Origin of the sequence: Brevibacterium sp. CBA3109 (assembly GCF_040256645.1) — a bacterium.
GTDB classification, from domain to species: Bacteria; Actinomycetota; Actinomycetes; order Actinomycetales; family Brevibacteriaceae; genus Brevibacterium; species Brevibacterium koreense.
In genome coordinates, this window is record NZ_CP158281.1 from 1,970,202 (window position 1) to 1,984,556 (window position 14,355).

A 14,355-nucleotide genomic window follows, 5' to 3' on the forward strand; every position below is an offset into this window, starting at 1 on the left:
AGGAGTTGACGGTGGACGGACGCAGTCTGGTCAGAGTAGTGAAGCGGCAAGCAGCCAGCAAGACCGCAATCGTCACCGACAGAACGATATCGGGAAGTGCCCAGTCGGCCAAGCTGGTGGCGTTCAATGTGAGAAATCACCGACTTGGGACGTGTTCTGGGCGGGTGCGGCAGGGGCCGGGTGATCGCCTCGGCGGCGGTGGGTCTGGTCATCGGTTCAGCGGATCGCCGAGGTGGTCTGGTCGTCGACATTGCCATCGACGTCTCCGCCCAGATGCTGGTCCCACCAGTCGAGCATCGCTTCGAAGCGCTGCCGACGGTGCCGGGGCTGACCCGAGCGCGACAGTTCGTGGTTCTCCCCGGGGAAGATGAGCAGCTCGGTGTCCACACCGGCTCGCTGCAGTGCGGCATAGTACTGCTGTGCCTGTTCGAGCGGACAGCGGAAGTCCAGTTCTGAATGCATCACCAGGCTGGGCGTGCGCACCTGCGAGGCGTGCGCCAACGGCGACTGCCGGGCAATGGCCTGCTGGTCACGGGAGGTGTACTCCTCAGTGAAGAACCGTCCGATGTCGGAGGTGCCCACGAAGCTGTCGGGGTCAAGGTAACCGCGTTCGACGATGGCTGCCTCGAAACGATGGTCGGCGGCGGTGATCATCGCCGTGAGATAGCCGCCGTATGATCCGCCCTGGACACCGAGGCGGCTGGAGTCGAGTTCTGCATCGCTGGCCAGCGCGTGGTCGAGGACGGCGAGGACGTCGGCCATCGCCGGGGCTGCCATGTTCCCCTGCACCGCTGTCCCCCACGCACGGGTGCGTCCACCGGAGCCGCGCGGGTTCGCATACACCACGGCATAGCCGGCCGAAGTGAGCACCTGGGTTTCATCGAACCACCCATGGGTGTACTGCGCGAACGGTCCACCGTGGATGTTGAGAATGACGGGAAACGGTCCTTGGCGGCTTGGCTTCGCCAGCCACCCGGTGATCGAACCACCTTCACCGTCAACACGAAGGAGTTGGGGATGGACGGAATTCGCGGGCGCAGGATGTGCCCTGACTGCGCCACCGTCGTCCGTGGCTGTCCTCGCGACGTCTGCGAGTCGCACACGGTTGAGAACAGCAGGGTTCGTGGGCGTCTCCCCTGTCCAGACGAGGCTGTCTCCGTCAACGTCGAAGCCGTTGACCACTGCTGTGTCATCCGTGAGGAAGTCCAGTTCGCCCAGCGTTCGATTCTCGGCCGCCAGATCGATCGACATGATCCGTGAGGCTCCGTCCGTATCCACGACAGCGATGACAGAAGCGTCTTCGTCGGTGCCGTGGCCGTGGCCGACGATCTGGGGCCGGATCGACGCGACAGAGACGGTCTCCGGGTCGGTCAGGCGCCGTGTCGAGCCCGTAGTCAGATCGTGGACGAAGAGCCCGGGCATCTGCCCGACGAAGTCGAGTTCGTCTCGGGTCAGCTCGTTGCCGACGAGCAGCACAGTCTCATCGTCGATCCATCGGTGCAGGTTCACGCTCATTCGCGGCAGCGTCAGCGCTTCAGGACTGTCTCCGCTCAGCAGCCACACGGTTGAGCGCAGGTCAGGCTCGCCATCATCGGGTGCCGATGAGGAAACCACGCTGACTCTGGTGCCACTGAGTGAGAACTGTGGGTCGTGGACATCGGTCTCCGGGGTCTGCAGGAGCGTAGACAACGGGACTTCGGCACCGCCGGCGATGCCGGACTTTCCCAGCCCTGGTTCGACGAGGTCAACGAGGAAGGCCCGTGCTGGACGGTCGTTCGTGTAGCCGAGCCCATTGCTCAGGTAAGACGCCGAGGTGATTCGCCGTGGCGCCTCCTCACCGGCGGGAATATCGTCGTCCTGGCCGTAGCGTCCAGGCTCAGCCACCCGGGCGACATAGAGCGCGCGTGCGCCTTGATCATCGAGTGCGAATTCGGAGACGCCGAGATGGTTGTCAGTGATCCGATGAGCCGTTTCAAGGCTAGAGCCGACGAACAGCTGCCCGGCTTCCTTCTTGGCCGCACTCAGATATCCGGACCAATTGCTGCAGACTTCGGGGGCGAAGTCCCGCCAATTGTGGGTCAGCCGTCTCGAGGACTCCCCCGACAGCGCGAACAGCTGCGAGAGGTAGCTGTTCGACTCCAGGTCGGGGCGGGTGATTGTGATGACGGATTCGCTCCCGCGCAGCAGTGGGGATGAGTACTCGGCGAGAGAGTCAAGATCTTCGGGATTCATCTGTTCCATTCCTTTGACAGCGCCGTCTGCACGTCGGCGTGCACCTGCGGCAGAGCTTTGGTCTGTGCCACGACGGGCAGGAAGTTCGAATCCCCGCCCCATCTGGGCACGATGTGCTGATGGAGGTGCGCGGCGATTCCGGCACCTGCCACGGGTCCTTGGTTCATTCCCAGATTGAAGCCGTCCGGGGACGACACGGCGCGGATCACAGTCATCGCCTTCTGCGAGAAGCGGGCGAGTTCCACGGTCTCCGACTCGCTCAGGTCCGTGTAGTCCGCGACATGACGATAGGGGCAGATGAGCAGGTGGCCCGGGTTGTATGGGTACAGGTTGAGCACCGCGTAGACTTCGTCACCGCGAGCCACGATCAGACCCTGCTCGTCGGACTTCGTCGGCGCGGTGCAGAACGGGCACTCGGAGACTCCGGAGTCCTTGGGTTTGTCCTGTCCTCCGATGTAGACCATCCGATGGGGGGTCCACAGTCGCTGGAAGCCATCAGCCTCACCCGGAAAGCCCGCCGCCGCCTCGGGTTCGGGCATGCCTTCACCGTGATCGGGGCTGCCCTCCCCGAGGTGATTGTGTGAGTCCTCTGTCATACCTGGGCCTTGGTTTCGATGGATTCGACGATCCGGGTGACCGCCTCGGCGACGGACACGCCGTTGTCCTGCTCACCGTTGCGGAATCGGAACGACACGGCATTCGCGTCGCGGTCCTCCCCACCGGCGATGAGCACGAAGGGCACCTTCGACTTCGAGGCGTTGCGAATCTTCTTCGGAAACCGATCGTCGCTGTCGTCAATCTCGACGCGCACGCCGGCGGCCTTGAGCTGTGCGGCCACCTCGGCGAGGTAGTCGTTGAATTCTTCGGCCACGGGGATGCAGGTGACCTGGACCGGTGCCAGCCAGACGGGGAATGCGCCCGCATAGTGCTCGATGAGCACACCCATGAACCGTTCGATGGACCCGAACTTCGCCGAGTGGATCATCACCGGCTGCTTGCGGGTTCCATCTGCGGCCTGATATTCCAGACCGAAGCGCTCCGGCTGGTTGAAGTCGAGCTGCACTGTCGACATCTGCCAGGTCCGGCCGATCGCATCGCGTGCCTGGACGGAGACCTTAGGCCCATAGAACGCGGCTCCGCCGGGATCGGGCACCAGCTCGAGTCCGGTCTCCAGCGCGACCTCTTCGAGAACCTGCGTGGCTTCTGACCACTGCTCATCCGAGCCGATGAACTTGTCCTTCTTCTTCCCGTCCTCGTCGCGAGTCGAGAGTTCGAGGTAGAAGTCGTCGAGCCCGAAGTCCCGCAGCAGGCTGAGGACGAATTCGAGCAGGTGACGGATCTCCTGCGCGGCGTCCTCCTGAGCCACATAGGAGTGCGAATCGTCCTGAGTCAGTGCGCGCACACGGGTGAGGCCGTGGACAACGCCAGAGGCCTCATCGCGGTAGACGGTGCCGAATTCGAAGAGACGCAGGGGAAGTTCACGATACGAGCGACCACGGGAGCGGAAGATGAGGTTGTGCATCGGACAGTTCATCGCCTTGAGGCGGTATGGGGTGCCCTCCTTGACGATCACACCGGATTCGTCGCGGAACTCGTCAACTGAGATCGGCGAGAACATGTTCTCGCCGTAGTACGGCAGGTGCCCAGAGGTGTAGTAGAGGGTCTCCTTCGAGATGTGCGGGGTCCCGACGTACTCGAAGCCTTCTTCGATGTGGCGGGCGCGGACGTAGTCCTCCATCTCGCGCTTGATGACTCCGCCCTTGGGATGGAAGACGGGCAGGCCGGAGCCGAGTTCCTCGGGGAACGAGAAGAGGTCGAGTTCGGCACCGAGTTTGCGGTGGTCACGGCGTTCAGCCTCGGCGAGGCGGTCCTGGTGAGCCTTGAGATCCTCTTTCGAGGCCCAGGCCGTGCCGTAGACGCGCTGCAGGCTCGCGTTGGCCTGGTCTCCGCGCCAATAAGCCGCCGAGGAGCGGGTGACGGCGAATCCGTTGCCGATGAGTTTGGTGGTGGGCAGGTGCGGCCCACGGCAGAGGTCCTGCCACACGATCTCGCCCTTGCGGTCGAGGTTCTCGTAGACGGTGAGCTCGCCGGAGCCGACCTCGACTGAGGCTGAGTCGTCGGAGCCTGCGCCCTTGTCGGTGATCAGTTCGAGTTTGTAGGGCTCGTTCGCCATCCGCGTCTTCGCCTCGTCCTCGGTGACGACGACACGGTTGAAGGTCTGGCCAGATTTGACGATCTGGGCGGCCTTCTTCTGGATCGCTTTGAGATCCTCAGGAGTGAAGGGCTGCGCGACATCGAAGTCGAAGTAGTAGCCGTCTGTGATGTAGGGACCGATGCCGAGCTTCGCGTCGGGGAACAGATCCTGGACAGCCTGGGCAGTGACGTGAGCGGCCGAGTGGCGCAGGATGTCGAGTCCTGCTGAAGAATCGATGGTGATCGGAGCGATCTGGTCGCCGGCAGCGAGTTCGCGGCTGAGGTCGACAGGCTCCCCGTCGAGCCACATTGCAACGACCGTGCGGTCCGTGGAGAAGATCTCCGTGCCGGTCAGTCCCTGTTTCCAAGGAATGGTCTCTCCCGCGCAGTCAATGCTGTCTGCCACTGATCTTCTCCGTTCGTCTGTGTTGGGGTGTCTCGCCACTAGAGTCTAATACCAAATCGGCGGTGCGAAATCAGTTGGGTGGCAGTCGTAAGACCGCCACCCAACTGATGAATCATATGCAATTTTCGATGTCTGCGCGTTCTGCGCCTATGGCAGTCGTTCCGCGCCTATGCCAGTCGAGATCGGAGCACCATCTCGATCCGCGTCACGCGTCCTTCGTGAATTCGAAGTCCTCGCCCTTACCCAGGTCTTGTCCCAGGGAGAGTTTGAGGTGGACTTTGTCGAGCTCGGCCGAAGGAACACCGTAGGCGAGCTGGAAAGTCTTCTTGCTGTCGGCTGGAACCATTGTGTCGAAGACGAGACTGGCTTTGTACTCAGTGCCTTGGAATACGTCGTCGTATTCCTTGCCTGCGCCATCGGTTGCAGACATCTGAGCGGTGCTCAGATCGACGTCCGAGCTGGAATTGTTCTCCACAGTCACCGTCACAACAGCGATCTGACCGTTGGAGTCCTCCGCACCAGCCGCAGTGTCGGACGCGGTACCCGGTTTCACGGCGACTGCCGCGGTCAGATCGGTGCCGATCTCGACTCCCCCTTCTTCGACAGGACGAGGAGCGGCTTCTTCGCCGCCGTCAGAGGGATCTGCGCCCTGGCTGGGGTCCTGTGCAGGCTCGGACTGATTCTGGACTGGTGACGCCGATGAGGACGCCTCATCCGCGGCTTCGCCGATCGCTGTGAGGAACAAGCCACCGAAGATGAAGGTGACGACGAGCGAGATGATCGAGAACAGGATCGCTATGAAGCTGAGGATCATGCCGGTGACCGTCATGCCCTTGTTGTTGGCAAGCCCCTTCTTGATTGCGGAGAGACCGACGAAGGCGAAGATCACACCGGCGACGCCGAAGAGGAATCCGATCCCGAAGAAGATGGACAGAACGATGCCGACGATGCCGCCGATCAGAGCGAGGATTCCCCAGATGTTCTTCGATTTGTTGCTGCCCGAACCAGCCGAATACGACCCATAGCTCGCATTGGGGTTGGCGGGGATGAACTGGTCCGAAGAACCGTCAGCACCGGCGTATGCGGGCTGCTGGCCGTACTGGTTCGCGTCGTAGCCCTGCACGTTGGGGTCGTAACCCTGACCGTAGGCGCCCTGGTTCTGGCCGTACGCCGCCTGGTCGTAGCCCTGGGCGTTGGGATCATAACCCTGGCCGTAGCCCTGGTTCTGGTCATAGCCTGGAGCACCTGTCTCGTTCGGCTGGCCATACTGAGGCTGCGAGCGGTACTGAGGCTGCGAGCCGTAGGGCTGCTGGTTCGGATCGTTCTGCGAGCCGTACTGCGGCTGCTGGTTCGGATCGTTCTGCGAGCCGTACTGCGGCGGCTGCTGCGCGTTGTTCTGCGAACCGTACTGCGGCGCGCTGTTCTGATCACCCGAAGAGCCAGGAGCGCTCGGCGGCTGGTTGTCGGGGCCCGGGCCGTTGGGGTTCTGATTTCCAGAACCGTCATTCGGTTCGTACGGGTTCTGAGGAGTAGACATGAGTGCTCCGAAGTCTTCGTCGATGATTACCCTCACTAGGGTACTAGCTATTGTGTCGCTTTCCCCATGGCGCCCACGTGGCAGTCCTGACACACGCCCGACACATCGGGAAGAGCAGAAACTGGCGATGAATGCACGAAGCCCCGAGTGAGTCACTCGGGGCTTCTTCTGTGCGCGATACTGGGATCGAACCAGTGACCTCTTCCGTGTCAGGGAAGCGCGCTACCGCTGCGCCAATCGCGCCTTATTCAGTTGTGGCACCGGAACACAAGGTCCCTGTGCGCGATACTGGGATCGAACCAGTGACCTCTTCCGTGTGAAGGAAGCGCGCTACCGCTGCGCCAATCGCGCCGACTCACCAACAGCGAACTGTTGGACGAATCCGAGGTGGCGACGGGATTCGAACCCGTGTATACGGCTTTGCAGGCCGCTGCCTCGCCTCTCGGCCACGCCACCATCAAGGCAGTGCCATGACGCCTTCGAGCGGATGACGGGATTCGAACCCGCGACCCTCACCTTGGCAAGGTGATGCTCTACCAGCTGAGCCACATCCGCATTTCTCGCTGCCCGGTTTCCCTGGCAACGAGATACAACTCTATACGCAGGTGGGGGTCCATGCAAAATCAGATTCGAGTGATCGTGGTCACACACGCGAATCGAGCTTTCAGGCTCTTCGACTTATATTGGAAGTGTGAACGACGAGCCCCAGGACAAGCGCCCTAAAGGGTGGCTGTCGCGCCATCACAAGCAAGGTGTGCGCCCCTGGCGCAAAACGCGTCTGAGCTTCCTGCGCTGGCGCGGAACTGTCATGGCCAACCCGCACGCGGCGCGGCTCTATCGGATCGTCGTCGGTGCGGTGGGCTCACTCATCGTACTGATCGGGTTGCTGCTCGTGCCGTTGCCCGGCCCGGGATGGCTCATCGTCATCATCGGACTGTTCGTCATCTCCAGCGAGTTCCACTGGGCGCAGAGGATTCTGCGCTTCGTCCGAGTCCACGTCGAGAGGTGGACGCACTGGATCATGGCACGGCCGCTGTGGGTGCGCTGGACGGTCGGTGCAGTCACGGCAGCGTTCGTAGCCCTCGTCGTCTGGACTGCTTTCAGAATCATCGGGCTCCCCGACTGGGTTCCCGAGCTCGAGGTCCTCAAGTACCTCGAGCTGCAGTAGTGCCGAGGCGGCTGCTCGGAGAGCCTGTTACTGCGAGGAAAGTGCCGTCAGGCGTGAGAGGCTGCGCATGTACTTCTTCCGGTAGCCTCCGGCCAGTGACTCTTCGGTGAAGACCTGGTTCAGCGCCTGACCCGAGTTGATGATCGTGACGTTGCGATCGTAGAGCCTGTCGACGAGGGCGACGAAGCGCAGCGCCACGCCCTCGTTGTCGATCGTCTTCACGTCTTCCCACACTGCCGCGTCCAGACCGTCGACCATGCGACCGTACCGAGAGGGATGGACGGTCGAGAGATGACTCAGAAGTGTCGGGAAGTCATCGCGGGCGACTGTACCGGCCAGTTCGGCGGTCACGGCATCGAGGTTCTCGGCAGGAACGGGTTCAGCCGGCTCGCTCAGCCCACGATGACGGTAGTCCTTGCCCTCGATGCGGTAGATGTCGAATTGGTCTGCAAGCGCCTGGATCTCACGGAGGAAGTCCTGTGCGGCAAAGCGGCCCTCCCCCAACGACCCGGGCAGAGTGTTGGAGGTGGCAATGATCTTCACGCCGGCGTCGGTGAGTTCGCGCATGAGTCGCGACATCAGCACCGTGTCACCGGGATCGTCGAGTTCGAACTCGTCGACGCAGACGAGTTTCATCTGTGAGAGATCGTCACGGGCACGGATGAATCCGAGCGCGCCGACGAGGTTCGTATATTCGACGAAGGTGCCGAAGGTCGCAGGCTTGTCATTGGCGTGCCATGCCGCGGCCAGGAGGTGGGTCTTGCCCACACCATATCCACCGTCGAGGTAGACGCCCTTGGGGCCGTCCTTTCCCTTCGAGAACAGTTTGTCCAGGAAGCCCTTCGACGTGGACGACGCCACGAACTCCTCAAGCTTGTTGCGTGCCTGGGCCTGCGAGGGCTCCGAGTCATCGGTGCGGTAGCTGGCAAAGGACACGTCGTGGAACTGCGGCGGCGGGACGAGGCCCGCAATGAGTTCCTCGGGTGCAACTTGGGGGGAACGGTCGCTCAGTGCGACCAGAGTCTGCTCGGCATTCACTCGGCCTAGTCTATTGCAGGTCACGCGTCGTCAATCAACTGCCGCTGACGTGAGAGTCCTCTCAGCTGAAATCGAAGCCCAGGCGTCCCAGCTGTTTCGGGTCGCGCTGCCAGTCCTTGGCGATCTTCACATGCAGGTCCAGGTACACCTTGGTCCCGAGCAGCGCTTCGATGCCGCGCCGCGATTCGCTTCCGATCGCTTTGAGTCGGCTGCCGCCCTTGCCGATGATGATCGCCTTCTGGCTGGACCGCTCCACGTAGAGATTGACGTGGACGTTCCACAGCGGGTTGTTATCGCTGCGTCCCTCACGGGGGTACATCTCTTCGACCTGGGCGGCCAGGGAGTGCGGAAGCTCGTCGCGGACACCTTCGAGCGCGGCCTCGCGCACGAGCTCGGCGATCATCATCTCTTCTGGCTCATCCGTCAGCTCGCCTTCAGGGTAGAGAGGGGGTGAGACCGGCAGGTGGCCGGTCAGCACGGAATCGACTGTGTCGATCTGAAACCCGTCGACGGCGGAGACCGGGACCACGTCGGCGAAGTCGGCGAGTGCACCCACGGCCAGCAGAGCCTCGGCGACCTTCTCCTGTGAGACTTTGTCGGTCTTCGTCACCAGGGCCACGATCGGGGTGCGCCCGTCGAGGAGTTCGAGCTGGGAGGCGATGTACCGGTCGCCGGGCCCGATGGGTTCGTCAGCGGGCAGGCAGAAGCCGATGACATCGACCTCGCTCAGCGTCGAGGCCACAAGATCGTTGAGGCGACTGCCCAGCAGGGTCCGAGGCTTGTGGAGTCCCGGGGTGTCGACGAGGATCAGCTGATGATCTTCCTGGTGGATGATGCCACGGATCGTGTGCCGGGTGGTCTGCGGCTTCGCCGAGGTGATCGCCACCTTCTCCCCCACCAGAGCGTTCGTCAGCGTTGATTTTCCGGTGTTCGGTCGGCCCACGAAGCAGGCGAAGCCCGCTCGGTAGTTCTCGGGGTAGTCCGTGCGAAATTCCATTTCAGTTCTCTTCCTTCGTGACCCTGACGTGGGTGATGCGGTGGCGACGGCCCTGGCCCTCCATCGCTTCGATGTTGAGCCCTTCGATCGCTGCGTTCGAGCCATCAATGGGAACGCGGCCGATGAGTTTCGTGAGAAGGCCGCCGACGCTGTTGACGTCGTCCTCGTCGATCTTCACATCGAAGTAGTCGGCGAAGTCGGAGATCGACATGCGGGTGCTGATGACGAATGAGCCGTCGTCGACCGCGACGATTTCGTCATCACTGGTGTCGTACTCGTCTTCGATCTCGCCGACGATCTCTTCCACGATGTCCTCGATCGTAACGAGTCCGGCGGTGCCGCCGTATTCGTCGACGAGAATCGCCAGATGCGTCGCATCGACCTGCATCTGCTCCAGCAGGTCATCGACGGGTTTGGTATCGGGGACGAAGAGAACTCCCCGTGCCAGGATGTCGACCGGTCGCTCCGCGTCCTCCGGGTGGAGATGGAGTCGTCTGGCGACGTCCTTGAGATAGGCAACCCCGCGAATGTCGTCGAGGTCCTCTCCACTGACGGGGATCCGAGAGAATCCCGAGCGGAGGAAGAGGTTCATCACCTTCGACAGTGGTGTACCGGAGTTGACTGTCACGAGGTCGGTGCGCGGGACCATGACTTCATTGGCCGAAGTGTCAGAGAGGTTGAAGACGGATTGGATCATTTCGCGTTCGCCGTCTTCGATGACATCGGACTCGCTGGCTCTCTCTACGAGGTCGCGCAGCTGATCGGAGGTGACGAAGGGCCCGTCCTTGTACACGCGGTCCGGCGTCAGCAGGTTGCCGAGGAGGACGAGGATCTTCGTCAGCGGTTTGAGCACGACGAGCGCCACGCCCACGACCCAGCTGAGATTGAGGCACACGGCCAGAGAACGACGTCGGCCGATGGTCCGTGGGGACACACCGGCGACGACGAAGACCGCGATTGAGGCGGTGAGCACGGTGAGCACGACCATAAGCGGCCCGACGGAGTAGATCGAGTCATAGGCCAGAGCGATGAAGACCGTGGCCAGTGCCTCCATGAAGTTTCGGACGAAGATGATGACGTTGATGTTGGTGGGCAGATCGATCAGAATCTTCTCAGCCCTGAATGCAGACTTCTTGCCTTCGTCCTTCGCATCCTGGATCGCCTGATGGGACACGCTGAGCAGAGCAGCATCGACCGCGGCAAGTGTCGCCGAGACCACGAGACACAGTGCGGCGCCGAGGAACAGCCAGAGCACGGCTCAGACCTCGGTGGGCGAAGGGATGTCGGTGCGACCGTCGTAGCGGGCGGCGAAGAAGGTCAGCAGCAGATGCCGCTGCAGGGCGAACATCTCTTCCTTCTCTTCAGGCTCGCCGTGATCGTAGCCGAGCAGGTGCAAGAACCCGTGGACAGTCAGCAGGAGCACCTCATCCATGGTTGAATGTCCCGAGGACGAGGCTTGGGCGGCGGCCACCTCGGGGCAGATGATGATGTCGCCCATCTGGCCCTCGGTAGGTACTCCGACCTGGCCCTGTGTGAGCTGATCCATCGGGAATGACATCACATCTGTCGGACCGTCGAGATCCATCCACGTGAGGTGGAGCTCCTCCATCGCCTTCGCATCGACCATCGTCACTGCGAGCTCCGCGCCGGTGTGCATGTGCAGAGCCTGACCCAGGTATTCGGTCAGAGCCACGACCTCGTCGAGGTCGATCGTCTCGTCTGTCTCGTTTGAGATCTCGGTATTCATTCGCTGCTTCCCCACAGGTCGTAGGCGTCGACGATCTTCGTCACCAGTGAGTGGCGGACGACATCCTTACTGCCCAGGTGGCAGAACTCCAGGTCTTCGATTCCGGTCAGGATGTCCTGCACGACGTTGAGACCGCTGCGGGTCTTGCCCGGCAGGTCGATCTGGGAAACATCACCGGTGACGACCATCCGCGCACCGAAACCCAGACGGGTGAGGAACATCTTCATCTGCTCACCGGTCGTATTCTGCGCTTCATCGAGAATGATGAACGCGTCGTTGAGGGTGCGGCCGCGCATATACGCCAGCGGTGCGACCTCGATGGTTCCCGTTTCGATGAGCAGCGGGATCGACTCGGGATCGACCATGTCGTGCAGGGCATCGTAGAGGGGCCTCACATATGGGTCGATCTTCTCGCCCAGAGTTCCGGGCAGGTAGCCCAGGCTCTCCCCCGCCTCGACTGCGGGACGGGTGAGAATGATGCGTGAGACTTCTTTATGCTGCAGAGCGTTGATGGCCATGGCCATCGCCAGGTAGGTTTTACCCGTACCCGCAGGACCGATGCCGAAGGTGATCGTGTGGTTGCGGATCGCCTTGACGTAATCGTGCTGGCCCATCGTCTTGGGGCGGATTGACTTTCCGCGGGTGGACAGGATGTTCGTGCCCATCACCGCCGAGGCGGCCTTCCCCTCCGAAGAGAATGACGCCACCCGATCGATCGTCTCCTCGTTGATGCGATGGCCGGAGGCATGCAGCTTTTTGAGCTCCCCGATGACGGAGACGAATGCTGCGACTCGAGTCGGTTCCCCGTTGGCCTGCACCTGGTTGGCGCGCACATGCAGATCGAGGTCAGGGAAGACTCGCTCGAGCTTGCGCAGATTCGACTCCCCAGGCCCGAAGAACTCGACCAGATCGATGGAGTCAGGAATCACGAGACGCACTGTGTCCGCTGATGCTGCTTCGGCAGGTGTGGAGTTCACAGAGTTCGTGGGCTGAGTGGAGGTGTCCAGAATGATCCTTAGTGACTGTTCGGGCTTGCGGGGGTACTGCAATTGTGTGCTTCCATCGTAGTCCGCTTCATCACCAACGGCCCAATGAATTCTGAGCCATGACAAGTCCGGCCGCTCCAGCGGAGGACGAACGCAGGACCGTGGGTCCCAGGAGCACAGCTTTCGCGCCGACGGCCGCAAGTGCGTCCAGCTCTGCGTCGCTGACACCGCCTTCGGGACCAACGACCAAGACGATGCGGCCAGAGGCAGGCGTCGAGGATTCTTCACCCGCCGAGGATTCTTCGGCGGTCGACGAGTTCGCAGGACTATCGGTGCTCAGGGCTTGCGACAGTTTCAGCTCGGCGGCTTCATGGAGGACGTAGACGGTGTCGGTCTCAGCCAGAGCCGATGTGAGGCCGGTGCCGCGGACCAGGTCGTGACGCAGGGGGAAGCGGGAGCGCCTGGCCTGCAGGGATGCCGCGCGCAGGACGTTGTCCCACTTGGCTGCGAGCTTCTCGCGCTTCTTCGCGGGCCAATCGGCGATCGAGCGCTCAGCGGCCCAGGGGACAACCTCGTCGACTCCGATCTCTGTGGCGGCTTCGATCGCCTGGAGATCGCGATCGCTTTTGGCCAGTGCCTGCACCAGGACCAACCGCGGTTGGAACTGGTCGGTGTGTGACACCGATGCGATGTGAAGTCCCAGTTCGTTCGCCGAGGCGCTCGAGACCGTTCCGCGCACGCGGGTGCCGCAACCGTCGACAACTTCGAGATCGTCCCCGGGTCCGAGCCTGCGGACTCGGACCGCATGCCCGGCCACGTCCTCACCGAAAGTGAGCACGTGACCAGCGGCCGCCTCGGCGACCTGGGTCGAGAAGAAGACGGGAAGACTCACCGACCGGCGAATCTCTCACGCATGCGGGAGAACATGCCTCGGTTCTGGGTGGTGATCTGAGCGCGTGGGGTCTCCTCCTCACGCAGCGTCGCCAACTGGGACAGCAGGTCCTTCTGCTCATCGTCTAGTTTGTCCGGGGTCATCACGTCGACCGTGATGAGGAGGTCGCCGCGGGTCTCCGAACGCAGGCGGGTGGCACCGAGTCCGGGAAGCTTGACGACGGTGCCCGACTGGATGCCGGCTTCGATCGAAAGTTCCTGCGAGCCATCGAAGGTGTCGAAGGGTATCGAAGCACCCAGGGCAGCTGCGGTCATCGGCACGGAGACGGAGGCGCGCAGGTTGTCACCGTCGCGTTGGAAGACTTCGTGGCGGCCAACCATGACCTCGACGAAGAGGTCGCCGGCAGGACCGCCGCCGGGGCCCACTTCGCCCTGCGAAGAGAGCTGGATGCGCGTTCCGTCAGAGACTCCGGCGGGGATGCGGATCTTCATCGTCCGCTGTTTGCGGACGCGACCGTCACCCTGGCAGTTGAGGCAGGGGCTGGGAATGACGGTGCCGAAGCCATGGCAGGAGTTGCACGTCTGGTTCGTCACCATCTGACCCAGCAGTGTCCGGGTCATGCGCTGGACGCTGCCGGCACCATGGCACAGGGAACATGTCTCAACCGATGTACCCTGCTGAGTTCCGGCACCGGAACAGGTGTCACAGACGACGGCAGTGGTGACATCGAGGTCGATGTTGCCACCGAACGCTGCGGTCTCGAGGTCGATGTTGACCCCGACGAGTGCGTCCTTGCCGCGCTGTGTGCGCGGCATCGGGCCACCGGCCGAGCCGGCTCCCCCACCGAAGAAGGTCTCGAAGATGTCACCGAAGCCGCCGAAGCCGCCGCCGGCAGGGACGCCCTGTCCGTTCTCGCCGCCGCCCATGTCGTAGTTCCGGCGCTTTTCTGAATCGGAGAGGACGTCGTAAGCAAGGGAAATGGCCTTGAATTCGTCCTCGTGTCCGGGGTTCACATCGGGGTGATACTTCCGGGCCAGCTTTCGGTACGACGATTTGATTTCAGCCGCTGAAGCGTCCTTGGACACTCCGAGTGCTTCATAGTGATCGGCCACAGAAACTTCTCTCTCCCTGGTGGTGTGCGTTGTTCGCGTTGTCGTGC

The 14,355-nt window shown here is 62.4% G+C and carries 12 protein-coding genes and 4 tRNA genes; 1 reads left to right on the top strand and 15 read right to left on the bottom strand.

What is annotated here, in order from left to right:
• Window positions 1-216 precede the first annotated feature (216 nt).
• The 8 genes from AAFP32_RS09165 to AAFP32_RS09200 form a co-directional block, all read right to left on the bottom strand.
• Window positions 217-2,232 carry an alpha/beta hydrolase family protein gene (locus AAFP32_RS09165; RefSeq protein WP_350268873.1) on the bottom strand — a complete coding sequence of 672 codons (2,016 nt, stop codon included), beginning with the start codon at window positions 2,230-2,232 and terminating at the stop codon, window positions 217-219.
• Entirely contained in the window at window positions 2,229-2,828 is a 600-nt protein-coding gene (locus tag AAFP32_RS09170; protein ID WP_420883368.1) for an HIT family protein, read from the bottom strand. Before AAFP32_RS09170 ends, AAFP32_RS09165 begins: the two co-directional genes overlap by 4 nt.
• The gene (thrS, locus tag AAFP32_RS09175; RefSeq protein WP_350268874.1) at window positions 2,825-4,831 is read right to left on the bottom strand and encodes a threonine--tRNA ligase; all 2,007 of its coding nucleotides are present in this window, start codon (window positions 4,829-4,831) and stop codon (window positions 2,825-2,827) included. Before thrS ends, AAFP32_RS09170 begins: the two co-directional genes overlap by 4 nt.
• A 205-nt stretch (window positions 4,832-5,036) precedes the next feature.
• A complete protein-coding gene (locus AAFP32_RS09180) occupies window positions 5,037-6,368 on the bottom strand; it encodes a DUF4190 domain-containing protein (RefSeq protein WP_350268875.1) in 1,332 nt (443 codons plus the stop codon).
• 171 nt (window positions 6,369-6,539) lie between these two features.
• Window positions 6,540-6,611, bottom strand: a tRNA-Val gene (locus tag AAFP32_RS09185).
• A gap of 36 nt (window positions 6,612-6,647) precedes the next feature.
• A tRNA-Val gene (locus AAFP32_RS09190) sits at window positions 6,648-6,719 on the bottom strand.
• Between the two features lie 34 nt (window positions 6,720-6,753).
• A tRNA-Cys gene (locus tag AAFP32_RS09195) sits at window positions 6,754-6,824 on the bottom strand.
• Between the two features lie 26 nt (window positions 6,825-6,850).
• Window positions 6,851-6,923: transfer RNA gene (locus AAFP32_RS09200), tRNA-Gly, on the bottom strand.
• Window positions 6,924-7,059: 136 nt separating this feature from the next.
• Between AAFP32_RS09200 and AAFP32_RS09205 the strand changes: the two genes are divergently transcribed.
• Complete coding sequence (locus AAFP32_RS09205; protein ID WP_350268876.1) at window positions 7,060-7,536, top strand: PGPGW domain-containing protein; 477 nt, start codon at window positions 7,060-7,062, stop codon at window positions 7,534-7,536.
• 27 nt (window positions 7,537-7,563) lie between these two features.
• Here the strand turns inward: AAFP32_RS09205 and zapE are convergent, their stop codons facing one another.
• The 7 genes from zapE to dnaJ all read right to left on the bottom strand — a co-directional run bounded on the left by zapE (window position 7,564) and on the right by dnaJ (window position 14,308).
• Entirely contained in the window at window positions 7,564-8,574 is a 1,011-nt protein-coding gene (gene zapE / locus AAFP32_RS09210) for a cell division protein ZapE (RefSeq protein WP_350268877.1), read from the bottom strand.
• A gap of 61 nt (window positions 8,575-8,635) precedes the next feature.
• Window positions 8,636-9,571 carry a GTPase Era gene (gene era / locus AAFP32_RS09215; RefSeq protein WP_350268878.1) on the bottom strand — a complete coding sequence of 312 codons (936 nt, stop codon included), beginning with the start codon at window positions 9,569-9,571 and terminating at the stop codon, window positions 8,636-8,638.
• Between the two features lies 1 nt (window position 9,572).
• Window positions 9,573-10,826: a hemolysin family protein gene (locus AAFP32_RS09220; RefSeq protein WP_350268879.1), complete on the bottom strand. Its 1,254-nt coding sequence runs from the start codon at window positions 10,824-10,826 to the stop codon at window positions 9,573-9,575.
• A 3-nt stretch (window positions 10,827-10,829) separates the two neighbouring features.
• Complete coding sequence (gene ybeY / locus AAFP32_RS09225) at window positions 10,830-11,318, bottom strand: rRNA maturation RNase YbeY (protein ID WP_350268880.1); 489 nt, start codon at window positions 11,316-11,318, stop codon at window positions 10,830-10,832.
• Window positions 11,315-12,367 carry a PhoH family protein gene (locus tag AAFP32_RS09230; RefSeq protein ID WP_350268881.1) on the bottom strand — a complete coding sequence of 351 codons (1,053 nt, stop codon included), beginning with the start codon at window positions 12,365-12,367 and terminating at the stop codon, window positions 11,315-11,317. Before AAFP32_RS09230 ends, ybeY begins: the two co-directional genes overlap by 4 nt.
• A 28-nt stretch (window positions 12,368-12,395) precedes the next feature.
• Complete coding sequence (locus AAFP32_RS09235; protein WP_350268882.1) at window positions 12,396-13,196, bottom strand: 16S rRNA (uracil(1498)-N(3))-methyltransferase; 801 nt, start codon at window positions 13,194-13,196, stop codon at window positions 12,396-12,398.
• Entirely contained in the window at window positions 13,193-14,308 is a 1,116-nt protein-coding gene (gene dnaJ / locus AAFP32_RS09240) for a molecular chaperone DnaJ (RefSeq protein WP_350268883.1), read from the bottom strand. Before dnaJ ends, AAFP32_RS09235 begins: the two co-directional genes overlap by 4 nt.
• Window positions 14,309-14,355: the final 47 nt, after the last annotated feature.

Coding starts and splice junctions, on each gene's coding strand:
- AAFP32_RS09165 (WP_350268873.1), bottom strand. CDS start 2,232: ATGAATCCCGAAGATCTTGACTCTCTCGCCGAGTACTCATCCCCACTG.
- AAFP32_RS09180 (WP_350268875.1), bottom strand. CDS start 6,368: ATGTCTACTCCTCAGAACCCGTACGAACCGAATGACGGTTCTGGAAAT.
- AAFP32_RS09170 (WP_420883368.1), bottom strand. CDS start 2,828: ATGACAGAGGACTCACACAATCACCTCGGGGAGGGCAGCCCCGATCAC.
- ybeY (WP_350268880.1), bottom strand. CDS start 11,318: ATGAATACCGAGATCTCAAACGAGACAGACGAGACGATCGACCTCGAC.
- era (WP_350268878.1), bottom strand. CDS start 9,571: ATGGAATTTCGCACGGACTACCCCGAGAACTACCGAGCGGGCTTCGCC.